The sequence below is a fragment of the Polyangium sp. 15x6 genome, from assembly GCF_029960785.1.
GTDB lineage: Bacteria > Myxococcota_A > Polyangia > Polyangiales > Polyangiaceae > Polyangium.
The window spans coordinates 25,589-48,835 of record NZ_JASBQE010000013.1 but is presented as its reverse complement, the minus strand read 5'-3'; the positions used below and the strand labels follow the sequence as shown (position 1 = coordinate 48,835).

20 protein-coding genes are annotated in these 23,247 nt (G+C 69.4%); 9 read left to right on the top strand and 11 right to left on the bottom strand.

Annotated elements, in window-relative coordinates:
- Nucleotide 1: 1 nt before the first annotated feature.
- Entirely contained in the window at nt 2-1,330 is a 1,329-nt protein-coding gene (locus QHF83_RS12435; RefSeq protein ID WP_282418009.1) for a hypothetical protein, read from the bottom strand.
- A gap of 194 nt (nt 1,331-1,524) precedes the next feature.
- A complete protein-coding gene (locus tag QHF83_RS12430) occupies nt 1,525-2,178 on the bottom strand; it encodes a hypothetical protein (protein WP_282418008.1) in 654 nt (217 codons plus the stop codon).
- A 49-nt stretch (nt 2,179-2,227) separates the two neighbouring features.
- Between QHF83_RS12430 and QHF83_RS12425 the strand changes: the two genes are divergently transcribed.
- The 4 genes from QHF83_RS12425 to QHF83_RS12410 are packed head-to-tail and all read left to right on the top strand — an operon-like array spanning nt 2,228 to nt 7,088.
- Complete coding sequence (locus QHF83_RS12425) at nt 2,228-3,904, top strand: Re/Si-specific NAD(P)(+) transhydrogenase subunit alpha (protein WP_282418007.1); 1,677 nt, start codon at nt 2,228-2,230, stop codon at nt 3,902-3,904.
- Between the two features lie 7 nt (nt 3,905-3,911).
- Nucleotides 3,912-5,360 carry an NAD(P)(+) transhydrogenase (Re/Si-specific) subunit beta gene (locus QHF83_RS12420; RefSeq protein ID WP_282418006.1) on the top strand — a complete coding sequence of 483 codons (1,449 nt, stop codon included), beginning with the start codon at nt 3,912-3,914 and terminating at the stop codon, nt 5,358-5,360.
- Between the two features lie 40 nt (nt 5,361-5,400).
- Complete coding sequence (locus QHF83_RS12415) at nt 5,401-6,189, top strand: inositol monophosphatase family protein (protein WP_282418005.1); 789 nt, start codon at nt 5,401-5,403, stop codon at nt 6,187-6,189.
- Nucleotides 6,190-6,227: 38 nt separating this feature from the next.
- Complete coding sequence (locus QHF83_RS12410) at nt 6,228-7,088, top strand: hypothetical protein (RefSeq protein WP_282418004.1); 861 nt, start codon at nt 6,228-6,230, stop codon at nt 7,086-7,088.
- 13 nt (nt 7,089-7,101) lie between these two features.
- On the opposite strand, the gene QHF83_RS12405 is transcribed toward QHF83_RS12410, so the two are convergent.
- Nucleotides 7,102-8,109: a kelch repeat-containing protein gene (locus tag QHF83_RS12405; protein ID WP_282418003.1), complete on the bottom strand. Its 1,008-nt coding sequence runs from the start codon at nt 8,107-8,109 to the stop codon at nt 7,102-7,104.
- Between the two features lie 361 nt (nt 8,110-8,470).
- Here QHF83_RS12405 and QHF83_RS12400 point away from each other — a divergent pair, with 361 nt between their 5' ends.
- Nucleotides 8,471-9,295 (top strand): SDR family NAD(P)-dependent oxidoreductase, encoded by an 825-nt coding sequence (locus tag QHF83_RS12400; protein WP_282418002.1) that lies wholly within the window; start codon nt 8,471-8,473, stop codon nt 9,293-9,295.
- Nucleotides 9,296-9,604: 309 nt separating this feature from the next.
- A complete protein-coding gene (locus QHF83_RS12395) occupies nt 9,605-11,644 on the top strand; it encodes an AgmX/PglI C-terminal domain-containing protein (protein ID WP_282418001.1) in 2,040 nt (679 codons plus the stop codon).
- Between the two features lie 5 nt (nt 11,645-11,649).
- Here the strand turns inward: QHF83_RS12395 and QHF83_RS12390 are convergent, their stop codons facing one another.
- Entirely contained in the window at nt 11,650-12,576 is a 927-nt protein-coding gene (locus QHF83_RS12390) for a LysR family transcriptional regulator (protein ID WP_282418000.1), read from the bottom strand.
- A gap of 132 nt (nt 12,577-12,708) precedes the next feature.
- On the opposite strand from QHF83_RS12390, the gene QHF83_RS12385 reads away from it, so the two are divergent.
- Both QHF83_RS12385 and QHF83_RS12380 read left to right on the top strand, forming a co-directional pair.
- Nucleotides 12,709-13,194 carry a DoxX family protein gene (locus QHF83_RS12385; RefSeq protein ID WP_282417999.1) on the top strand — a complete coding sequence of 162 codons (486 nt, stop codon included), beginning with the start codon at nt 12,709-12,711 and terminating at the stop codon, nt 13,192-13,194.
- A 24-nt stretch (nt 13,195-13,218) separates the two neighbouring features.
- The gene (locus tag QHF83_RS12380) at nt 13,219-13,905 is read left to right on the top strand and encodes a glutathione S-transferase family protein (protein ID WP_282417998.1); all 687 of its coding nucleotides are present in this window, start codon (nt 13,219-13,221) and stop codon (nt 13,903-13,905) included.
- Between the two features lie 13 nt (nt 13,906-13,918).
- Here the strand turns inward: QHF83_RS12380 and QHF83_RS12375 are convergent, their stop codons facing one another.
- The 7 genes from QHF83_RS12375 to QHF83_RS12345 form a co-directional block, all read right to left on the bottom strand.
- Nucleotides 13,919-14,305 carry a VOC family protein gene (locus tag QHF83_RS12375; RefSeq protein ID WP_272422249.1) on the bottom strand — a complete coding sequence of 129 codons (387 nt, stop codon included), beginning with the start codon at nt 14,303-14,305 and terminating at the stop codon, nt 13,919-13,921.
- A gap of 60 nt (nt 14,306-14,365) precedes the next feature.
- Nucleotides 14,366-15,796 carry an alginate export family protein gene (locus QHF83_RS12370; protein ID WP_282417997.1) on the bottom strand — a complete coding sequence of 477 codons (1,431 nt, stop codon included), beginning with the start codon at nt 15,794-15,796 and terminating at the stop codon, nt 14,366-14,368.
- Nucleotides 15,796-16,266 carry a DoxX family protein gene (locus tag QHF83_RS12365; protein WP_282417996.1) on the bottom strand — a complete coding sequence of 157 codons (471 nt, stop codon included), beginning with the start codon at nt 16,264-16,266 and terminating at the stop codon, nt 15,796-15,798. Before QHF83_RS12365 ends, QHF83_RS12370 begins: the two co-directional genes overlap by 1 nt.
- Nucleotides 16,263-17,912, bottom strand: coding sequence for an MFS transporter (locus QHF83_RS12360; protein WP_282417995.1), 1,650 nt, complete (start codon nt 17,910-17,912; stop codon nt 16,263-16,265). The genes QHF83_RS12365 and QHF83_RS12360 overlap by 4 nt, the downstream gene beginning before the upstream one ends.
- 15 nt (nt 17,913-17,927) lie before the next feature.
- Nucleotides 17,928-19,790 carry an amidohydrolase gene (locus tag QHF83_RS12355; RefSeq protein ID WP_282417994.1) on the bottom strand — a complete coding sequence of 621 codons (1,863 nt, stop codon included), beginning with the start codon at nt 19,788-19,790 and terminating at the stop codon, nt 17,928-17,930.
- Nucleotides 19,791-20,144: 354 nt separating this feature from the next.
- Nucleotides 20,145-20,801 (bottom strand): hydrolase, encoded by a 657-nt coding sequence (locus tag QHF83_RS12350; protein WP_282417993.1) that lies wholly within the window; start codon nt 20,799-20,801, stop codon nt 20,145-20,147.
- A 110-nt stretch (nt 20,802-20,911) separates the two neighbouring features.
- Complete coding sequence (locus tag QHF83_RS12345; protein ID WP_282417992.1) at nt 20,912-21,862, bottom strand: LysR family transcriptional regulator; 951 nt, start codon at nt 21,860-21,862, stop codon at nt 20,912-20,914.
- 205 nt (nt 21,863-22,067) lie between these two features.
- Here QHF83_RS12345 and QHF83_RS12340 point away from each other — a divergent pair, with 205 nt between their 5' ends.
- Entirely contained in the window at nt 22,068-23,240 is a 1,173-nt protein-coding gene (locus QHF83_RS12340) for a glutathione-independent formaldehyde dehydrogenase (RefSeq protein ID WP_282417991.1), read from the top strand.
- Nucleotides 23,241-23,247 lie beyond the last annotated feature (7 nt).

The window sequence follows — 23,247 nt, the reverse complement described above, 5'->3', positions numbered from 1 at the left end:
CTCAGGCCACGAGGCGCATGCTCGCCTCGAACGCTTCCTCACGGGCGATTCGCTCGACGTCGGCGGCGGGCACCCCGAACTCGCGCGCCTCGGCATCCTCCGCCCCGACCTCGACATGCGCAGAGAGACGCACCTCCTCGATCGATCGCCGTCGCTCCACGCTCTCCACCAGCGCATCCCGGACCGGCTTGCCTCCGGCGGAGAGGCAAAACGCGACGATCCGCTCCGAGAGCTCCGCGTGGCCCTGCTCGTCGCGGGCGATCACGGAGAGCGCCTCGCGCGCGGGCTCGTCCGTCGTGTCGCGCAGCGCGCGCCGCGCCTCGGCCGCCGCCGCGCCCTCGCCGACGCAGCCGTCCCAGAACGATTCGAGGGCGAGCTTGCGAAGGAGCGAGGCGAGGTCTCGATCGCTGCCCTCGGGAATGGATGGGAGCAAGGGCGAGAGGCGCGCCGGCGACCATTCGTTCGCGAGCGCGGCGCAAAGCGCGGTGTGCGTCGCCTCCTCCTTCGCGGAGAGGAGCGCGCGCGAGACCAGGGCATCCGGCGCGCCCGCGCGCGAGAGGTCGCGGGCGAGCGCGCGGAACGCCGGGACCGACGCGCATTCGGCGCTCGTCGTGCGCGCCCAGTGGGAGAGCAGCCGCTCTTGCGCGCCGCGCGAGAGGGCGCGCCCCTTCGTCCTCGGCCGCGTGGGATCGGGCGGGCCGACGAGCAGCGGCGCGAGGGTCGCCTCCGCGTTCGGCTCAGGGCGCAGCGGGCGGCCCGAGACCATCTGGAAGCAATCGAAGTAAACGCAGGGCCCCGGCGCCCGGATGTCGCCCCCGACGATGAACTCGCTCTGCATCCCCTGCGTGATGGCGATGCTCCCCCGGAACGTGGGGCCCGTCTCCAGGATGAGGGGGTTGAAGAGCGGTACGAGGCCGAGGTGGATCCCGACGCCGCCCGGCTCCTCGCCCTCCTCCGACTTCGTCCGGATCGTGGCGCCGAGCTCCGTGTCGAGGTCGAAGACCACGTCGGTGAGCATGTTCGCATGCGCGCCGAACGCGAAGCGACCCGCGCCGCCGAGCAGATACGTGCCCTGAAAGAAAGCGCCGAGCCCGACGAACGAGCCGTGCGGGAATCCATCCGGTGCGTCCTGGTAGTACGTGTACCGCAGGTCCCCACCAATGCCGAACGCAGCGCGCGCGCCGATCGAATACGACAGCGTGAGGCCCACCGATGCGCCGTGCGCGCCGTCACTGCCCAGCGCCGCGGCCGTGGACGGCACCAGCGTCACGGCGCCTGCCGCCACGAGCGCGCCGAGCGTGGAAGGAATCACGGGGAAAGAACGCTGCATACAAGCCTCCAAGGAAGTTCTGGTATCCAGGACACCAGACCTTTCTTGGATAGCGATCCGGGGCATGGCTGTCGAGCTTTGCCATACGGCTCACGCTCCGCCGTCTCCCCATCCCGACGTGACATTGACGAACGGCTGGCCAGCGCCTCTGTATGCCTGGCAGCACGCGGCGCGCGGCGCTCCCCCACCCTCCGTCAACCGGGTCGCCTCCCCACGTACGCCCGCGCGCGCACGACGCCGCGCTCGTGGAGCGGCACGATCGAGGGCGCGAAGCCGGACTTGCGGAGCTCGGCGAGGAAGGCGTCGGCGGGATAGCCGCTCCACACGGCGTAGGCGCCGCCGGGCCGGAGCGCGTCCCAGGCGAGGCGCAAGCCCGCCTGCGTGTAGAGGCGCGCGTTCGTTCGGAACGACGCCCAGCCCGGGCCGTTGTCGACGTCGAGCAGGATGGCGTCGAGGTTCGAACGACGGCCGATCTCCTCGGCGACGTCGGCGTGCACGAGCTCGACGCGCGGATCGTCGAGCACGCCCGGCGCCACGTGCGAGAGCTCGCCACGCACGATCTCCGCCACGGCGCGAAGTTTTTCCACGACGATCACGCGCGTCTCGGGGCCCACGGCCGCGAGCGCCGCGGCGAGCGTCGCGCCGAACCCGAGCCCGCCGATCAGGATCGTCCGCGGCGAACGGTCGTCCCGGGCGGTCCCGGCGAGGGCGCCGAACGCCCGCTCGGTTTCCAGGGCTTTGCTGGAAAGGATGGGAGTTTGGCCGAGCAGGAGCTCGTGATGCGTGCCGAGATCACGCAGCACGAGCGTCTGACCGGCCTCTTCGAGGACACGAACGACGTTAACCACCGCCGGAGTTTACCCCGCGCGGACGATTTCTCGTACACTGCGCGCCGCAATGGTCGAAGAAGTGAAGGCGGGTGCGAACGCCGTGCTTCCCGCGGAGCCGGCGAGCGGGGCACAGAAGCCAGGGAGCTCGGCGAAGGAGGCCGAAGGCGCGGGGAAGGTCTCCATCGGCGTGCTGAAGGAGATCGAGCCGCGCGAGCGGCGGGTGGCCGCGACGCCGGCGTCCGTCGGGCGGCTCGTGAAGATGGGCCTCGAGGTGATCCTCGAGAGCGGGGCCGGCGCGTCGGCCGGGTTCGAGGACGCGGCGTACGCCGAGGCAGGCGCGCGCGTCGTGCCGAAGGCGGCCGACGTGTTCCGCGAGGCCGACGTGCTCACGAAGGTCCGCCCACCGGGGGCGCACCCGGAGACGGGCGAGCACGAGGCCGATCAGCTCCGCGCCGGGCAAAAGCTCATCTCGTTCCTCTGGCCCGCGCAGAACAAGGAGCTCGTCGAGCGGCTCGCCAAACGCAACGCGACGGTGCTCGCGATGGACGCCGTGCCGCGCATCACGCGCGCGCAGAAGCTCGACGCGCTGAGCGCCATGGCGAACGTGAACGGCTACCGGGCCGTGATCGAGGCGGCATCGCACTACGGGCGGCTGCTCGGCGGGCAGGTGACGGCCGCGGGGCGCATCAAGCCCGCGCAGGTCTTCATCATCGGCGCGGGCGTCGCGGGGCTCGCGGCGATCGGCGCCGCGCGCGCGCTGGGAGCGATGGTGAAGGCCTTCGACACGCGTCCGGTCGTGCGCGAGCAGGTCACGAGCATGGGCGCGGAGTTCGTCCCGTTCGAGTTCCAGGGCGAGACGGGCGAAGGCCAGGGCGGCTACGCGAAGGAAGTGAGCGAGGCGTACCTCGCGGCCGAGCAGCAGCTCATCGCGGAGCACTGCCGGACGAGCGACATCGTCATCACGACCGCGCTGATCCCCGGGAAAAAGGCGCCCGAGCTCATCACCTCGGGCGCGGTCGTGGGCATGCACCGCGGCTCGGTGATCGTGGACCTCGCGGCCGAGCAAGGCGGCAACTGCGCGCTCACCGAGCGCGATCGCACGGTGGAGCGGTACGGCGTGACGATCGTGGGCCACACCGATCTCACGAGCCGGATGGCACGCCAGGCGAGCGAGCTCTACGCGATGACGATCGTCAACCTGCTCGACGAGATCATGGGCAAAAAGAAGACGTGGGAGCTCTCGCTCGACGACGAGATCCAGCGCGGCATGCTGGTCCTGCTCGACGGAGAGCTCAAGTGGCCGCCGCCGCGCCCCGAGATCCGAGGCGGCGCGCCCGCGCCCGCGCCGAAGCCGCCCGCGCACGCACATCCGAAGCCGGAGGTGCCGGAGAGCCCGTGGCCCGCGCGGATCGGCACGGTCCTCGCGCTCGGGTTCCTCACGCCCGTCGGCCTCTTCGGAAGCCAGGAGCTCGTGCAACACCTGACGGTCTTCCTGCTCGCGTGTGTCGTCGGCTGGCACCTCGTCTGGAACGTCACGCCCGCGCTTCACACGCCGCTGATGAGCGTCACCAACGCGATCAGCGGCATCATCCTGATCGGCGGCATGCTGCTCGCGGCGAACGGCGGCGGAGGGGGCGCGCCCGTGGCGGCCCTGCTCGGCGCCGTCGCGGTGCTCCTCGCGTCGATCAACGTGGCCGGTGGTTTCCTCGTGACGCAGCGGATGCTGCGCATGTTCCGCAAGTGAGAGGCCGATGCGAATCACCCTCGTGAACGTCGCTTACCTCGTCGCGAGCCTCCTGTTCGTGATGTCCCTACGCGGGCTCAGCGCGCAGCAGACGGCTCGTCGAGGCAACCTCCTCGGCACGCTCGGCATGCTGCTCGCGGTCGCCGTCACGCTCGGCGCCGTCGTGGCGCCCGAGAACAACACCCTCGCGGCCGGGCCCTCGGATCTCGGCTTGCTCGCCGCTGCGATCGGCGCGGGCGCCGTGATCGGGGCGGTGCTCGCGGCGCGCGTCGCCATGACGAGCATGCCCGAGCTCGTGGCGGTGCTGCACAGCTTCGTCGGCGCGGCCGCGGCGCTCGTGGGCATCGGCAGCGAGATGAACGGCGTGCGCGCCGGCGGGGCGCCCGATGTCGCGCACCACGTGGAGATCCACGCGGGCGTGTTCATCGGCGCCATCACCTTCACCGGCTCGGTCATCGCGTTCCTCAAGCTGCGCGGCACGATCGGTTCGAAGCCGCTCGTGCTCCCGGTCCGCCACGCGCTGAACGCGTCGATGGTCTTCGCGTGTATCTTCCTCGCCGTCGCGGCGTTCCGCGGCGGCGCGGACGTGCGCGTGCCCTACCTGCTCGTGTCCACGGGCGTCGCCAGCGTGCTCGGCGCGCACCTCGTGCTCGCGATCGGCGGCGGCGACATGCCCGTCGTCGTCTCGCTCCTGAACAGCTACTCGGGCTGGGCCGCGTCCGCGGCGGGCTTCATGCTCGGCAACGATCTGCTCATCGTGACCGGCGCGCTCGTCGGCAGCTCGGGCGCGATCCTGAGCTACATCATGTGCAAGGCGATGAACCGCTCCATCTGGAACGTGGTCTTCGCGGGCTTCGGCGAGCAAGGCGGCGCGGTGCCGGCGGCGAAGAAGGGCGAGCCGGCGAAGAAGGTGAACGAGACGAACATCGACGGCGCGGCCGATCTCCTGCTCGGCGCGAAGAGCGTGATCGTGGTGCCCGGCTACGGCATGGCCGTCGCGCAGGCGCAGCACGCGGTCAAGGAGATCACGACCCTGCTCGAGCGGCGCGGCACGAAGGCGCGCTACGCGATCCACCCCGTCGCGGGCCGCCTCCCCGGGCACATGAACGTGCTGCTCGCCGAGGCGAACGTCTCGTACGAGGCCGTGAAGGAGATGGAGGAGATCAACGAGGACTTCGAGGAGACCGACGTCGTCATCGTCATCGGCGCGAACGACATCGTGAACCCGAGCGCGCTCGACGAGCCCGAGAGCCCGATCTACGGCATGCCCGTGCTCGAGGTGTGGAAGGCCGGGCGCGTGATCATGCTGAAGCGCGGCATGGCCGCGGGCTACGCGGGCGTCGACAACCCGCTCTGCTACCTCGACAACACGCTCATGCTCTTCGGCGACGCCAAGGCGAGCGTGCAGAAGCTCCTCCACGCCCTCTCCGCCCACGCCGAGCAAAAAGCGGCCTGACACCCGTCGCGCGATTCCCGACTCCCGCGTCGTACATCCCATGAGCGAGATCGATCTCCAGCAAGCAGCCGCCACGGCGCGGGCCGCGGTGGAGGCTGCGTCCGCGGCGAGCCTCGTGCATTTCCGGCGCGGCGTGCGGGTGGAGACGAAGCCCGATCGGACGCCCGTCACGGCCGCGGATCGTGACGCCGAGGCGGCCATCTTCGCCGCCATCCGCGCGCGCTTCCCCGATCACGCCCTGCTCGGCGAGGAGACGGGCGCGCACGAAGGTGCGGACAACGAGGCCCGCTGGATCGTCGATCCGCTCGACGGCACGCGCGGGTTCTCGCGCGGCGGCTCGTTCTGGGGGCCGCTCGTGGCCCTCGAACACCGCGGCGCCATCGTGGCCGGCGCGATGGCCCTGCCCGCGCTCGGCGAGACGTACTGGGCGGCCCGGGGGCTCGGCGCGTTTCGTCAGGTCGGAGAGGCGCCGCCCGAGCGCCTCGCCGTCTCGGGCATCGCGGACCTCGCCGACGCGACGCTCTCCCTCGGCGAGCCCCGCTGCCTGCTCGCCCCGCCCCTCGGCGAACGCGTGTCGCGCCTCGTGCTGTCCGCGGCGCAGGCCCGCTGCTACGGAGATCTCGCCGGCTGCGCGCTCGTGCTCACGGGGCGCGCCGAGGCGTGGATCGAGGCGGGCGTGAAGATATGGGACATCGCCGCGCTCGCCGTCCTCGTCGAGGAGGCGGGCGGGCGGTTCACCGATTTCGAGGGCCGGCCGACCGTCGCCTCGGGCCATTGCGTGGCCTCGAATGGCAGGCTGCACGATCACGTCCTCGCCGCGCTCGCCTGATCTTCCCGCATCCGCGCCATCCGGGTACGATCCGGCGCATGTCGGACGACGCGGGCTGGATCTTCGACCACGTAAAAAGCCTCATGCGCGCGGGGACCACGAAGAAAGAGCTCTTCGATTCGGTGAAGGCGATGTGCGCCGATCCGAAGTACGACGAGGTCGCCCCGAAGGTGCGCGGCTACGCGGCGAAGTTATGGAGCCGGGCCGAGGCCGAGGAGCGCGGGTGGAAAGATGTGAGCACGAACGACCGCATCGACGCGGCCTTCGAGGACCTCACGAAGCGCGGCATCTTCACCGCGCAGAACTTCACCTGCTGTAGCTCCTGCGGCCACTCCGAGGCCTGGGGGGCGATGTCCGAAACCAGCGCGCGCGGATACGTGTTTTACCACCAGCAGGACACCGAGCGCGGCGTCGAGAACGGCGGGCTCATGCTCGCTTATGGAGCGCGCGAGGACGGGCCCGCCGCGGTCGAGGCCGTGGGCCGCGAGATCTGCGACGCGCTCGATCGGTTCGGCGTTCCTTGGACGTGGAACGGAAAATCCGACACGCGGATCGAGATCGAGCCGTTCGAATGGCGAAAGCGGCGCGCCTCGGCGCGGCCGCCGATTCCACTCGGCACGCGCGGAACGGTCCTCCCCCGCCCCGAACGGGGTCCCGCCTGGACCGAGGATCTCGACGGCGAGACCGCCGCGCCCGCCGCGCCCGCCGAACCTCCGCCCGCGGTCACGCTGCGCCACGAAGACGGCCGCGAATGGTCGGCGTGGACCGAATTCAACGCCCTCCGCATCCGCATCAAGGACACGGACGGCGACATCGTCGAGCGCAAGCGCGCCTGCCGCGACCCCCGCGCGGAGCTCGACGGGATCGTCGCCGAGCTCCGCGCCGACGGTTTTTCCTGAACGATCATTCCGTCTACTTGGGCAGGTGAATCTCGCAGCTCGCCCACGACGACGGCGGCGCCCATCCTCCCGTGAAGAGCACCGAGCCATCGTCGAGCAGCGCCGCCGCCATCAGGCTGCGCGGGCTGTCGAGTGCAGGCGCGAGGAGCCACGTGTTTGCCGCGGGATCATAGATCTCGACCGAAGCGAGCGTGTCTCCGTCGTCATTCTCGCCGCCGGCCACGAGCACGCGGCCGTCCGGGAGCTCGAGCGCCACGTCGCCGAAGCGCGTCTCGTGCATCGGCGACGCGCTCGTCCACGAATTCGTGACCGGGCTCCACCGCTCCGCCGTCGCCACCGCGTGAATGCCGACAAACCCGCCCGCCACGAGGACCCCGCCGTCTTCGAGCAGCGCCGCGACGTGCTCGCCGCGCCGCGCCCGCAACGGACCGGTTTGTCGCCAACGATCACTCCTCGCCTCGTAGATCTCGGCCGTCGCGAGCCGCGCCGATCCGCCCACGCCCGCCGCGACGAGGACGTTTCCGCCCGGCAGCGCGGTGGCCGTGAACGCGGAGCGCGGCGCGGACATCGGCGCGGCGGGACGGAAGACGGAGGCGGCCGGGTCGAACACGTCGACGACCGCGAGCGTCCGCGCGCCGTCATATCCCCCGGCGATGAGGACACGACCATCCGAGAGCAAGGCCGCGGCGTGGTCGATCCGCGGCGCCTGCATCGAGCCCACGCGTGTCCAGGTATTCGATGCCGGATCGAAGACCTCCGCGCTGTCCGTCGGAGCGCCCGGCGCTCGCTCGCCGCCAGCGACGAGCACGCGGCCGTCGGCGAGGCGGATCGCGATATGATGTGCACGCGCTTCCGATAAGGTTCCAACGGGAACGAATTGCGCTGCGATCGGATCGTACACCTCCGCGGTGGCGAGGTACGAATCGCCGTCGAGGCCTCCGACGACGAGCACGCGGCCGTCCGGAAGCGTCGTCGCCGTGTGCGCGCGCCGGGGCGCCATCATCGACGCCACGCTCCACATGCGCCCCGCGTTATCGAACGGGGAACGAATACGGGGCTGGACCAGGCGTGCGGGCGCGGGCAATCGAGCGGGCTCTAGCCCCGCGGGACCTGGGGCGGCATCCGCAGGAAGAGCAGGATGGCAGAGCACGAATCCGAGGGCGAGGATCAGGGAGCGAGTTCGTGGGTGTCGCATTTCTCTCGCCCCGCTCGCCCTGGCAAGAGCCGCGCCGTTCGCGGCGGCGTGAGAAAGGAAGACCGCGAGAACGGGGAGAGCGGTGATGCGTGGAGACACGAGAACCGTGCCTATCGCTTGACCCGGGCCCGCGCGAGGGCGCATTGTCATTTGGCGGGGGACGGAGAAAAAGGAGGAGAGCGACGACATGCCGGCACCGGGAATGAAAGTGCTCGTCACGGGCTCGACGGACGGTATCGGGCGGGCCACGGCGAAGCTGCTCCTCGAGCAGGGCAGCGAGGTGATTCTCCACGGGCGATCGTCCGAGAAAGTGCGCGAGCTGGCGCAGGAATTCGAGCTCGTCACCGGCACGCGTCCGCGCCACGTCGTGGCGGATCTGAGCTCGCTCGCCTCGACCGCGGCCATGGTCCGCGCGCTCGCCGCGGAGCTGCCCGCACTCGACGTCATCGTGAACAACGCGGGCGTCGGGGCCGGCAAGAAACAGGACGCGCGCGAGGAGACCGAAGACGGGTACGAGAAGCGCTTCGCCGTGAACTACCTGGCGCCCGTGGTGCTCACCGAGCTCTGGCTCTCGCTCTGCCAGCGCCCCCCGAAGGCCATCGTCAACGTCGCCTCCTCCGGACAGGAGCCGCTCGATTTCGAGGATCTCATGAGCCTCCGCGGGTACGAGGGGCTCCGCGCTTATCGCCGGAGCAAGCTCGCGCTCATCCTGTGGACCTTCGATCTCGCGCAAAAATACCCCGATATCGCGATCAACGCGGTGCACCCCGGGGCGATGCTCGATACGAAGATCGTGCGCGAGACGTTCGGCCAGTCCTGGGGCAAGCCGGAGGACGGCGCCCGCGCGATCCGCGCCGTCCTCGAGCGCTCGCTCGACGAGCAGCTCACTGGCGAATACTTCGATGTCGAACGTACCGCGCGCGCCAACGCGCAGGCTTACGACGACCGCGCCCGCGGTGCGCTCCGCCGCGCCACCGAGCCCTTGCTCGCGCCGATCCTCACGGCGCCCTGACCCCCGACCCGAACCAGCTCTTTTCGTCCGCCTGGCCACGTCCGGGAGCGGGCCTGCCGTCTACGCGGGGCGGCCTTTCGGACGCCCCTGCCGATCGATCGCGCGCCGTCGGGAACCTTGGGTGCGAACGGCTGTCGATCGAGGCGAGCAGGGAGCAAGCGCCGATCGGATGTGGGGCTCGGCCCCGTTCATCGGCCCCCCTCACGGAAGAAAACAGGCTCCGAGCACGAAAACGCTAACCCCCCGAGCCTCTCGCGGGGGCATTTGCCCGCCTCGGCGGGACGGCACGGCAGGAAAGGCTGGCTCACCATGGAAGGCAAGCAGAAGGTCGCGCTCACGTTCGCGCTGTACCAGAATGACGCGCTCGTCCGTCGAGAGACGGTGACGCAAGACATCGTCAAGGTCGGAAAGGATCCGAAGAGCCACCTCCGGGTGGACGACGAATTGGCCTCGCGTATGCACGCGGTGATCGAAGTCGCGTCGCCCGAGGACATCACCCTCATCGATCTCGGCAATGAGCCGGGGACGCTCGTCAATGGCGCGCGCGTCAACAAGGTGAAGGTCAAGGCGGGCGATCAGCTCCAGATCGGCGGCACGAAGATCCTGCTGGAAAAGGCCGAGCCCGTGGCCGTCGCGGTCGGCGCGTCGAAGCCCGGGGCAAACCCGTTCGCGACGCCCTCGGCGAACCCGTTCGGCGCGCCCGCGGCGCCCGCGGCGTTTGGCGGGGCGAACCCGTTCGGCGCGGCGCCCGCGGCGAGCCCGTTCGGCGGTGGGGATCCGTTTGGCATGCAGAACCCGTTCGCGCAGCCGAAGCCGCCCGCGCACGATGAAGTGCCGCACGACGCGCCCGAGGGTTCGTACACGTACCAGCTCGTCAAGAGCGGCCCGGACGTCCCGTCGGACGAGGTCGAAACGCCGTCTGCGTCGGTCGAGGTCATGATCCTCTGGGATCAAATGATCCTGAACGTCGCGCACCTGACGCCGCCGCGCTCGTATTACGTGGGCGAGGAGGAGACGAAGAACTTCAAGTGCGACTATTTCGTTCCGCAGGAAAAACTCGGCACGACGCGCGCGCCCGTGGTGCTCGCGGACAAGGGCGGGAGCGTCTCGGTGGTGCTCCTGCCGCGGGCGAAGGGCACGATCGAGCTCGCCGGCCAGCCGAAGATGACGGTGCAGCAGGCGATCGACAGCGGGAAAACCCAGCCGTGCGCGGAGCTCTCGGGCGCGTTCCAGATGACGCTGCCTCCGGGCTCGAAGGCGCGGATCGAGGTGGACGGGCTGATCTTCCAGGTGTCGACGGTGAACGCGGGCCGCGTGGTCGCGGGCCACGTGCAGCTCGACACGCAGAATTACCTCTATCACGGTCTGTCGACGGCCGTGCACGTGGGCCTGCTCGCCGCGATGGCGTTCTTCATGCCGCCGATGGGCGCGACCGACGAGGACGGGGTCTCGGACGATCAAAAGTTCATGATCCAGCAGTTCCTCAATGCCGCGGCGGAGAAGGAGCAGGAAGAAAAGCCGACCGAGATGACGGCGGAGAACAGCGCCGACAACAAGGAAGGCGGCACCGGCACGAAGGCGAAGGGTGAAGAGGGTTCCATGGGGAACCCGACCACGAAGGCGAGCGGCAACCGTTATGGCGTGCAGGGCCCGCAGGACAACGCCGATCCGCACATCGCGCGGCAGGCCGCATTGCGCGACGCGGCCGAGTTCGGCATGATCGGCCTGCTCAACGCGGGCGCCGGCGGCGATCCGAATGCGCCGACGGCTCCGTGGGGCCGCGACGATTCGCTCGGCAATGACGCGCTCTCGGCGCGCGGCAACATGTGGGGCGACAACATCGGCGATTCGTTCGGCGCGGGCGGCCTCGGTTTGTCCGGTATCGGCGAAGGCGGCGGTGGTCGCGGCGAGGGCATCGGCCTCGGCTCGATCGGCACGATCGGCCACGGCGCGGGCACGGGCACGGGCCAGGGCTTCGGCTCGGGTCACGGCAAATTGTCCGGTTCGCACCGCACGAAGCCGCCGCAGGTGCGCATGGGCGCCACGAGCGTGAGCGGTCGTCTCCCGCCCGAGGTCATCCAGCGCATCGTGCGCCAGAACTTCGGCCGGTTCCGCCTTTGCTACGAAAATGGCCTGCGGAACAACCCGAACCTGCAGGGCCGCGTGGCGGTTCGATTCGTCATCGGCCGCGACGGCGCGGTGTCGAACGTGGGCAATGGCGGCTCGGACATGCCGGACGGCGGCGTGGTGTCGTGCGTGGTCCGCGCCTTCTATGGTCTGTCCTTCCCGCAGCCGGAGGGCGGCATCGTGACGGTCGTGTATCCCATCATGTTCAGCCCGGGCGGCTGATCCCGTCAATCCGGCTGGGGGGCCCTCTCGCGGAGGGCCTCCCAGCACCGGTCCTCGAACCATTTGCTCAAGAAATCGAGCAGCGCGCGGGTGCGCCGGGGCAGCCCTTTGCCCTGGGCCGTGACCGCGTGAATGCCGATCTCCCCTCGACGATGCTCCTCGAGCACGAGGACGAGCCGGCCCGCGGCGACGTCGGACGCCACCATGAACATCGGAACGACCGTGAGGCCGAGGCCGGCGATCGCCGCCTGAACGAGGGTGGCGCCGTCGTTCACGTCGAGGTTTCCGTGCACGGGGATGGCGTCGCCGCGGAATCGCCATTCGCCGCTCGCCGGGACGAGCGTGTAACGCAGGCAGTTGTGATTCACGAGGTCCTCGGGCGTCTGCGGAATGCCCGCGCGTTCGAGGTACGACGGCGCGGCGACGACGACGATTCGATCGGTGGCGATGCGGCGGGCGACGAAGCTCGCGTCCTTGAGCCGGCCGATGCGCAGGATCAGATCGAATCCGCCCTCGATGACGTCGACGAATCGATCGTCGAGCACGAGATCGATCTCGACCTCGGGGTGCTCGCGGAGAAACGCGGCGAGCGCCTGGACGAGGTACATCCGTGAGAACGTCACCGGCGCGCTGATGCGGATCTTGCCGCGGATCACCTCGCTCGCGGCGGAGACGGCGTCCTCGGCGGCGCTCGCGGCTTCGAGGATTTTCTTGCAATGCTCGTAGAAGCGTAGCCCCTCGTCCGTGAGGGCGAGCTTGCGCGTGGAGCGGCGCAGGAGCTCGACGCCGAGTCGCTGCTCGAGGCCCGCGATGCGCCGGCTCACGGCGGATTTCGCGATGCCGGACTGCGCCGCGGCGGCCGTGAAGGAGCGCGCCTGCACGACACGCGCGAAGAGGGCCATGGAAGCGAGGGACTCGAGATCGAACGACATCCCGGCACGATAGCAGGAAGGCGCCTCGCGCGGGGGCGGGATTGTTGCCCTGAGGAGAACAGTGCTTGCTCCGGGCCTCGCCTAATCGAGGGCCGTCGGGCGGGTTAAAGAAGAGGGGCAAAGGAGATCGTCATGAAGCGACTTCTCGAGACCCAGGAGCAGAACCTCGCCCTCTTCGTGCAACGCCTCGTCCTTGCGCTCGTGGTGTTCCCCCACGGCGCGCAGAAGCTCTTCGGCTGGTTCGGCGGACATGGCTTCTCGGGCACGATGGGGTTTTTCACGAACACCATGCACCTGCCCGCGCCGCTCGCCTTCCTCGTCATCCTGGGCGAATCCGCGGGCGCGGTCCTGCTCGCGTTCGGCGCATTCTCGCGCGTCGCCGCGTTCGGGCTCACCTCGATCATGCTCGGCGCGATCGTGACGTCGCATGCGCAGCACGGCTTCTTCATGAACTGGTTCGGCGCGCAGCAAGGCGAGGGCTTCGAGTATCATCTGCTCGCGCTCGCCCTGAGCGTGCCCGTGATGGTCTTCGGCGGCGGCAAGTACGCGCTCGATACGTGGCTGGTGGAAAAGCTTGCGCCCGCGCCGCGGCTGTCCAAGGCTCTCGCCCACGGCTAACCGGCAAACCGAAAGAGCACGGCCATGACCCACCTCACCCTCATCAGCCACGAGCTTTGCCCCTACGTGCAGCGCGCCGCCATCGTGCTCGCCGAAAAAGGGGTCGCATTCGAGCGGGTCGACATCGATCTGTCGAAAAAACCCGACTGGTTCCTCGCGATCTCGCCGCTCGGCAGGGTGCCTCTGCTCCGCGTGCGCGACGAAGACGGAAAAGAGGCCGTGCTCTTCGAGAGCCTCGCGATCTGCGAGTACCTGGAGGAAACGCAGCCGGGGCCGAAGCTGCACCCGGAGGATCCGATCGAGCGCGCCCGCGACCGCGCGTGGTTCGATCTCGCCTCGGGCCTGCTCGGGGACATCTGGGCGCTCGAGACGACGAAGGATCCCGAGGTATTCGAGGCCAAGCGCAAGGCGATCGCGTCGAAGGTGGAGATCCTCGAAGGCGCGGTCTCGGACGGGCCGTATTTCCACGGGCGCGCGTTCAGCATGCTCGACGCCGTCATCGCCTCGGCGTTCCGGTACTTCGAGGTCATCGACGCGATCAAGGACACGCGCGTGTTCGAAAAGGCGCCCCGCGTGCGGGCCTGGAGAGCCGCGCTCGCGGAGCGGCCGAGCGTGAAGAACGCGGTGCCGGCGAATTACCCGGACAAACTGCGCGCGTTCCTCGCGACGCACGACGCCTACCTGCTCCGTCAGGCGCCCGCGGGCGCCTGAGCCGCGCCGCCCGTCACCCCATCGGGGTGCATAGCTCGACGAGGAAGCCGTCGAGATCCCGCACATAAGCAACGGTTTGTCCCCACGGCTTGGTCTCGGGCGCGCTCATCGCCGCGGCGCCCGCGCCGACGGCGACAGCGAAGGCCGCCGGGACGTCGGGCGTGGTGAGCGCAATCTCGACCGCGGCCGCGGGCTCGGTCGGCCGGCTCGCGCGGAACGAAAAGCCGTGGGATCCGGCGAGGGATTCGCTCGCGAAGGCGAGCGCGGTCGCGCCCGTCTCCATCTCCGCATATTGCTTGGATTCGTGGACGAACCGGCGCGCGAGCCCGAAGGCCCGCTCGTAAAAGGCGACGGCCCGCTCGACGTCCTGCACATAGAGAATGACGTATCCGAGTTTCATGCCGGCGGCTTGTAGCACGGAGCGGGCGTCGGACTCAAGCGAGGGGCGACGCTCGGCGTTTCAATAGGTGAACGTGGTCCACGTACCAAAAAAGTCGACGTCCGCGCCGCCGGCCTCGACGTACGCAGGGCCCGCGAACACGTGCGAGTATTCCGCATTGAAGGACAGGTGCCGCGCCGCGCGGTAGCCGAACGAGAGGGACATCTGCGCGGCGGTGAACGGGGCGCGCGAGTCCGTCGCGCGGATGAACGGAGCTCCGGGCGGCTGGTAGACGGCGTCCTCGACGGCCTGACGCCAGAAAAACGTGCAGCCGGCCTCGGCGCTCACGGCGCCCCTCTCGAATTGCAGGAGCGGGTGCACCTCGTAAAGGTTCGTCGGGTAAATCGCGGGCAGCGCGCTGAAGAACGTCTGGTTCGGGAAGAGGGGGTGGAATGTCGAGACGGTGCCGTCGCCGGGGCGCGAATCGCCGCTCAGGGCGTCCCATCGGACGCCGACGCGGAGCGGCGAAAAGGCCCCGGGGAGGCGCTGCCAGAGGCCTCCCGCGAATCCCCAGGCGAGGATCGACGCGTCGCCCACGGTGCCGCCCTGCAAGAGCCCGTGCACGATGTACTCGAACCCCGAAGCCAGTTCGCCGAACGCGCGGACGCCGAGCGTATGGCGCACTTCGCGGCCGCTGATCTCGCGATAGGTGACGTCGGGCCGGTCCCGGCCGAGGTAAAACGCGTCGAGGCTCGCAGCTTTCCCGGGGGCCAGGGCAAGCGTGAAATACGTGCCCCAGAACCTGCTCTGGAAGCTGGGCGCGTCATCGAAGACGCCGCGCTCGAGGATCGGGACGGTGCCGAAGAATGTGTCGTTTTTCCACGTGCGGCCCGAGAGGGAGATACGCGCGAGGTCGAACGATTGCCGGACGTTCGTCCCATCCCTCGCGCTCACCCAGCGCGTGGAGCCGAGCGACATCTCCTGGCGCCCCGCGCGCGCGACGACCCTGACACCGAAGGCTTTGCCGCGGATCTCCAGGAAGAGCTGCGGCGCGTCGAGCAGGTCCGCGCCGGGCGGCTCGTCGCGCGCGGGGGCGCCGAGCGCCTCGAACGCTCCAATCTGCGCGAAGAGCCGAATCTGCGGATGAAACACGAGATCGGCGTGCAGGAGGTTGCGCACGAAGAGGACGCTCTCCCGCGGCTCGGCCGAGGCCGGCGCGAGATCGACGGGCGCGAGATACTCGTACCGCAATCGATGCTGGCCGCCGATGGAGAGGTGGCCGCCGGGCCAGAGCGGCACGTATTTGAGGACATCGAAGGGGTCGTCGCCACGCGCGTGCGCGAGGTAGCTGTAATCCTCCAGGTATCGCAGGGACTGATAGCGCGGCGCCGGCGCCGCCGTTCGCTCGCCGCCGTGGACGTCTTGCGCGCGCGGCGCGGACGCCGGCGTGGTCGCGAGGCCGAAGAATACGCTCGTCGCGAGGACGAGCGCCGAGGTCCGAGCGGATCGCATCAAGCCCCCTGCGAAGGAGCGCGGTGGAGGTATCGACGGAGGAGCGCCTCGTAGCGGTGCCGGAGCAAGTGATCGATCGAATGGCGACCCGGTCCGACGAGGGCGAGCGTCAGGTACGGCAATGCATAAAGAAGTGCGGCCTGCACGTCGGCGCCCTCGAAGCCGCGCACGGCGAGGAGGAGGACCATCGCCATCGTGAACACGATCGGCAAGGCGGAGAGGCGGGTCAAGAGGCCGAGCGCGCAGAGGACGCTGCAAAGCCCCTCCGAGACGAGCGCGAGCAGGAAGCTCGGCGCGTGGCCGATGCCGATCGGATCGGGGAACGAGCGGAGCTCCTCGTCGAAATGGGCGAGCTTCGGGCGCATGTGAAAGGCCCAGATGAGGAGGGCCGCGCCCACGCGAAGCACGAGCAGTCCGGCGTCACGGGAGCGATCGAGGAGGTGGCTCAGGCGATGTTCGGGGTTCGTCACGGTTCCTCCCGGTGCGCGCGGTCCGCGATTTCGAGGCCCCGCGCGCGGGCGGCGGCCGCCGAGCGCGCGTCGACGAGGTGCACGACGCCTGCGTCTTCGGAGAGGGCACGAATGCGTTCGAGGAGCGCCTTGTCAGCCGCGACGGCGCGGCGGTGCTGGCGGAGGTGCTCGGCCCACGAGGCGACGAGAAACGTCTCGACCAGCCCGTCCTTGCCGCCGAGGTCTTCATAAATCGCCCAATCGATGGCACCGTCGCGGCGCCGGAGGGATTCGAGATCCGGGGCGAGCGAGAGGAATTCGGCGCGCAGCTCCGGTCGGACGACATAACGACGCTCGACGAGCACGGGGCCGGCGTCGATGTCGATCGGGACCTCGATCACGGGCTCGGGCCAGGCGTCGAAGCTCGCGACGTCGTCCTTCCGCGCGGCGCCGAGCTTCCATCGGAGCGCCGAGAGCGAGCCGGCGAGCACGCAGGCCGCGGCCACCGAGAGCGTCGCGGCGCTGCCGATGCGCCCGGCGAGCGTACCCCATCCGAAGCTGCCGAGACCGAGGCCGCCCTGGAAGACCAGAAGGTAAAGGCCGAGCGCGCGGGATTGCACCCAGCCCGGCGCCGCCGAGCTCGCGGCGACGTTGAAGCTCGACATGATGCTGATCCACGCGACGCCCGTGGCGAGCATGGATGCATAAAGCGCCGCCTCGACCCGGACGTGCGCGAGGACGGCCATCGAGCCGGCATACACGACCGTCGCAATGGCGACGAGCCCGTCGGAGCCGAGCTTCTGGCGCGCGCGGGGCATGACGGCGGCCCCGGCGAGCGCGCCCGCTCCGATACAACCGAGCAAGATGCCGAAGCGGAGCGGGGTCATGTGGAGCTCGCGCCGCGCGACGACGGGGAGGAGCGCCCACAATGCGCTGCCGGCCAGGATGAATGCGGCCGCGCGAACGAGCACCGCCCGAAGCGCGGGCGCCCGGCGCGCAAAACGAAGCCCCGCCACGATTGCACCTGCGACACGCTCGGGCGGCAAGGTCGCTTTCGTGACGGGAGGTTTCCAGCGGAGGACCTGGACGACGACGACGCCAAATGCGAGCGCGTTGAACGCATACACGGGCCCGCTGCCCGCGAGGGCGAGGCCAATGCCGCCGATGGCAGGGCCGAGCGCCCGCGCGACGTTGACGGCGACGCCGCTCAAGGTGACGGCCGACGCGAGCTCGGCCTTGTCGACGAGCGACGGGAGAACGGCCTGCCAGAGCGGCGCCGAGAGCGCCGCGCCGAGGCCGAGGGCGAACGTGAGCGCGAGCAGGCCGGTCGGGCCGAGGAGGCCGGCGAAAGAGAGCCCGGCGAGCAGGGCCGAGACCAGCGCCATCCACGTGGCAAAGGACGCGAGGAGCTTTCGGCGATCGAAGATGTCGCCAAAGGCGGCCGCAGGCAAACCGATGAGAAAAACCGGCAAGCTCGAAGCCGTCTGGAGCAGCGCGACGTAGACCGGCGCCGTCCCGAACGACGTCATGTCCCAGCTTCCCGCCGCATTCTGGACCCAGAGCCCGACATTCGAGGCGAGCGCGCCGAGCCACAAGGATCGAAAGACCTCGCGGCGCAGCGGCGCCCACGCGTCGGGCCCGGCGCTCTCGCGTGCCCCTGCCATCATGGTCGGTTTTTCCTTCTAGAACGCCCAGCAGGAGCAGCCGAGGACGCCCCAGAATGCACTCTCGTCTCCGGCGGGGACGTGCGAAAGGAGCGCGCGGGCCCGATCGTGGCCGTGGACGGAGCACGCGTCCGCGTCGAAACAGGCGGTGCCGAGGGCCTGGCCGCGGCCCTGCGAGGGCGCCACGCGGCGCTGGTAGCCGCCGAACGTTCGCACGGGCGACCAGTCGGGCATGGCGGGCGGCAAGGGCGGCGCGAGCGATGCGTGCTCCTCGGCGCCGTGGACCACCTTGCCGCCGAGGATCGTCAGGACAGACTCGATGTCCTGGATCTCGTCCTCGGGTACGGTGAAATAATCGGCGGAGAGCACGGCGAGGTCCGCGAGCTGTCCGACCTTGATTTGCCCCTTCTTGCCCTCCTCCGAGGAGAACCAGGTATTTCGCTCGGTCCAGAGCCGCAGCGCCGTTTCCCGGTCCAATCGGTTGTCCTCGGGGTAAAGCGAGAGCCCGCCGATCGTCTTGCCGGTGACGAGCCACGCGAGCGAGACCCAGGGATTGTAGGAGGCGACGCGCGTGGCGTCCGTGCCGGCGCCGACGGGCAATCCAGCCGCGAGCATCTTTCGCACGGGCGGCGTGTGCTCGGCCGCGCGCGCGCCGTAGCGCTCGACGAAGTATTCACCCTGGTAGACCATCCGGTGCTGCACGGCGATGCCGCCGCCGAGGGCCGCGACGCGATCGATGTTGCGATCGGTAATCGTCTCGGCGTGGTCGAAGAACCAGTGCAGGCCGCCGAACGGGATGTCGCGGTTCACCTTCTCGAAGACGTCGAGCGCGCGGGAGATCGTCTCGTCATAGGTGGCGTGCAGGCGGAACGGCCAGCGGCCCTCGACGAGCACACGCACGACGCCCTCGAGCTCGGTCTCCATCGACGCAGGGAGATCGGGCCGCGGCTCGCGGAAATCCTCGAAATCGGCCGCGGAGAAGACGAGCATCTCGCCGGCGCCGTTGTGCCGGAACGAGTCGTCCCCCTGCCCCGGGCTCACCATGCCGATCCATTTGCGGAAATCGTCGACCTCGCCGCCCTTGTTCTGGGTGAAGAGGTTGTAGGCGATGCGCAACGTGAGCTCGCCGTCGTCCGCGAGCTTGCGGATGATCTCGTAGTCCTCGGGGTAGTTCTGAAAGCCGCCGCCCGCGTCGATCACGCCCGTCACGCCGAGCCGGTTCATCTCGCGCATGAAATGGCGAGTCGAATTGAGCTGGTATTCGGGGGGCAACTTCGGCCCCTTCGCCAGCGTGGCGTAGAGGATGAGCGCATTGGGCTTCGCGAGGAGGAGGCCCGTCGGTTCGCCATTCGAATCACGCTGGATCTCGCCGCCCGGCGGGTTCGGCGTGTCCTTCGTGTAGCCGCAGACGCGGAGCGCCGCCCGGTTGAGCAAGGCGCGATCGTAGAGGTGCAGGATGAAGACGGGCGTGTCGGGCGCGACGCGGTTCAGCTCGTCGAGCGTCGGGAGGCGCTTCTCCGCGAACTGAAGCTCGGTGAAACCACCGACCACGCGCACCCATTGCGGCGCCGGCGTCACCGCGACCTGCCGCTCGAGCATGTGCATGGCATCAGCGAGCGAACGCACGCCGTCCCAGCGGAGCTCCATGTTGTAATTGAGCCCGCCGCGAATGACGTGCAAGTGGCTGTCGATCAGCCCGGGAACGACGCGGCGGCCCCGGAGGTCGACGACGCGGGTGCGCTCGTCCGCGAGCGCGAGGATCTCTTTCGTGCCGCCGACGGCGGAGAACTTGCCGCCCTCGATCGCCACCGCCTCGGGCGCAGGTTCGCCCGCGTCGAGCGTGGTGAATCGTCCATTCGTGAGAATCAAGTCCGCCGCCATGTCGACCTCCTCGCTTCCTCTGACTGACAAGGGATGCGCGGGGCTTTGCCCCGCACCCCAGAAGGGGGCTGTCCGCCCCCTTCACCCCGGACCAGGCACGGCCTGGACCGAGGGCGGAAAAACCGCGCGATGCGCGGTTTTTCCGACGGGACTGTGGCAAGACCACGAACCACGTTGCCAGCCGAGACAGCAGCGCTGCCCTGCCTGGCAGGGACGTTTTCCCTGTCGACAGCGCGCATCGCGCGCTGTCGCCCCGCGTCCAGGGCTTGCCCTGGTCCGGGTGCAGGGGCGGATAGCCCCTGCTCGGGTCCGGGGTGAAACCCCGGCGCTACGCGGTGCTGGAACACCACCCTCTCAGTGGCCGCCTTCGCCGCCGCCGAACATCGTCTTGGCATACGTGATGCCGAGACCATACGCGCCGCCGAGCTCCTTGGCGAGGCCCGTGACGGCGTCGTACGTCGCGGTGCGCGCCCAGTCGCGCTGCAGCTCGAGGAGATACTGGAGCGAGGTCATCGGGCGAGCGCCGGCTTGCACCATTCGATCCATGGCCCGGTCGTGCGCCTCGACCGAGATGTCGCCGCATGCGTCGGCAATGACGTACACCTCGAAGCCCTGATCGATCGCGGAGAGCGCCGGGCCGACGATGCACACGGAGGTCCAGAGGCCGCCGAGCACGATGCGGCCCTTACCAATCTGGTTGACACGATCGGCGATACGCGGATCCTCCCACGTATTCATCGACGTACGATCGATGACGTCGGCATCCGGGAACGCCCGCTTGATTTCGGAGAACATGGGTCCGGAGAACGATTTTTCCGCGACCGTGGTCAGGATCGTGGAGACCCCGAAGATCTTCGCGGCGTGCGCCACGAGGCCCGCATTGTTGCGGAGGAGCGTCGTGTCGATCGACTTCGTCGCGAACGCCATCTGCGATTGATGATCGATCAGGATGAGGGTGTGATCTCCCGGGTTCAGAAGGGTCCGGCCGGGGGCTGCGATCGCTTTCGACATGGTGGTCTCCTCTGCTCGATGTCGGCCGAGCTCGAGCTTGGCCGAGGTGCGCGGGGAATCTATCGGCCCGGCGAAGCCTTTCGCAATCCGCATTCGAATGATGGAACCCATCACCTCGGCCGATGGGTTCGCCGTCGTTTTTTTGCTTCGGGAGGTCGATGCGGAAGGCCCGCGTCGCGCGGGCAAAGCTTCTGGAGCTCCGCGAGTATCCAGCGATGGACCGGGCCAAAAGCCGCGTCCGGTCGGTAAATGGCAGAAAGATGAAATACGTGTTCGCCTTCACCCCAGGGCTCGGGCTGGATTCGCGCGAGGCGCTTCGACCGTACGTCAGCCTGCACCACGTGCTCGGGCAAGTTGCCCCAGCCGAGCCCGGCCCGCACGAAGGCGTGCTTCGTGGCGAGATCGGCGACGCAGAACGTGCGAACCGAGAGCACGGAGTGATCATCCCCCTGCTCCGGCGCCGCGAGGACGACCTGCACGTGCTCGGCGAAGCGCGACGCGGGAATGCGGCCCTCGTGCCGCGCGAGCGGGTGCTCGACGGAGACGACCGGGATCATGCGAATGGGCGAGAGCACCTGGCGCTCGAGGCCCGAGGGGATGCCCTTCGCGCCCACGACGCCGAGCGTGGCCGCGCCCGAGAGAACACGCGCGGCGACGAGGGACGTCGGCTGCGTGTCGACGCGCAGGTCCACGGAGGGAAATGCGGACGCGAGGCCGCGACAGAGATCGACGAGCGCGCAGACCGGGAAAAGAGCGTCGACGCAAAGGGACACGGAGGCCTCGAGCCCCGTGACCATGCCGGCCGCGAGCTTGCGCAGCGAATCGGCCTCGCCCACGACACGGCGAGCGGCGAGGAGCATGGAGCGGCCCTCGGCGGTCAAGGTGGGCAGCTTCGTCGAGCGATCCCACAGGGCCACGCCGAGCTGCGCTTCGAGGTTCCCGATCGCCTGGCTCACCGCCGATTGCACGCGGCGCAGCTTGCGCGCGGCCGCCGAGAAGCTCCCCTCGTCCGCCGCCGTGATGAACACGCGGAGCTGATCCAGGGTCACCGTGTCGAGCATTGGGAGATCCTATCTCTTTCTTGCGCAGACATCCGCACCTGGGTCGAGCAAGACTCCCGTTCAAACCGTACGTGCGGTTTTCCCGCGTCGCTTTCCCGAGCGTCCGGCCACCCGCTCCCGAAAGGAGCGCGGAGCCATGAAGCGCGGACCCCGCCTGGGCTTGACGCGAGATCCGGCGATCCGACATTGACTTGCGAGGGATGTCGTGAAGGCGGTCGTCTACAAAGGTCGGCTCGAGGTCGCGGTCGAGGAGGTCCCCGATGCGCGCATCGAGGAGCCGACCGACGCCATCGTGAAGATCACCTCGGCCGCCATCTGCGGCAGTGATCTGCACATGTACGAAGGCCGCACCGCCGCGCAGCCGGGAACCGTGCTCGGCCACGAGCCCCTCGGCGTCGTGGAGGAGGTCGGCTCCGCGGTCGAGCGGGTGAAAAAGGGCGACCGGGTGGTGATGCCCTTCAACATCTCCTGCGGGACGTGCTTCAACTGCAAACGCGGCTACACGGCGGCTTGCCTCAACGTCAACCCGAGCGCGCACGGCGGCGCGTACGGGTACGTGGGAATGGGCCCCTTCCGTGGAGGGCAGGCCGAGCACCTCCGGGTGCCGTTCGCCGACACCAACTGCCTCTCGCTGCCCGGCGAGCCGGGGGACATCTTCGAGACCGACTTCGTGCTCCTCGCCGACGTGTTCCCGACAGGCTGGTTCGCCGCGGATCTGGCCGCCGTGGAGCCGGGGATGAGCGTGGCCGTCTTCGGCGCGGGGCCCGTCGGGCTCCTCTCGGCGTACTCCGCGTCGCTGCGCGGAGCGGACGAGATCTACGTCGTCGATTACGTGCCGGATCGGCTCGCTCGGGCCGAGGCGATGGGCGCGACGGCCATCGACTTCATGCGCGGCGACCCGGTGGAGCAGATCGTCGCGCTCCGAAGAGCCCGGGGGACCGCCGCGGCCAAGATGGATGGCGTCATGTCCGGCATCGAGGCCGTCGGATTCCAGGCCGTCGACTGGTCGGACCCGTCCCACGAGGCGCCAAATCGGATCATCGAGGATTTGATCCGGCTGGTCAATCCGACCGGCCACATCGGCATCGTTGGCCTCTATGTCCCCGAGGACCCGGGCGGGAAAAACCCGCACGCGAAGAAGGGAGAGATCCAGATCTCGTTCGGCAAGCTCTGGGAAAAAGGGATATCCTTTGGAACGGGCCAGACGCCGGTGATGCGCTATGGTAGCCGCCTGCGCGATCTCGTCACCTCCGGCCGGGCCCGCCCGAGCCAGGTCGTGACCCACCGGATGCCGCTCGACGCCGCGCCCGAGGCGTACGCCAAGCTCAGCCGCCGCGAGGACGGGTTCGCGAAGGTGATCCTCGACCCGCAGATGTAATGCAAGG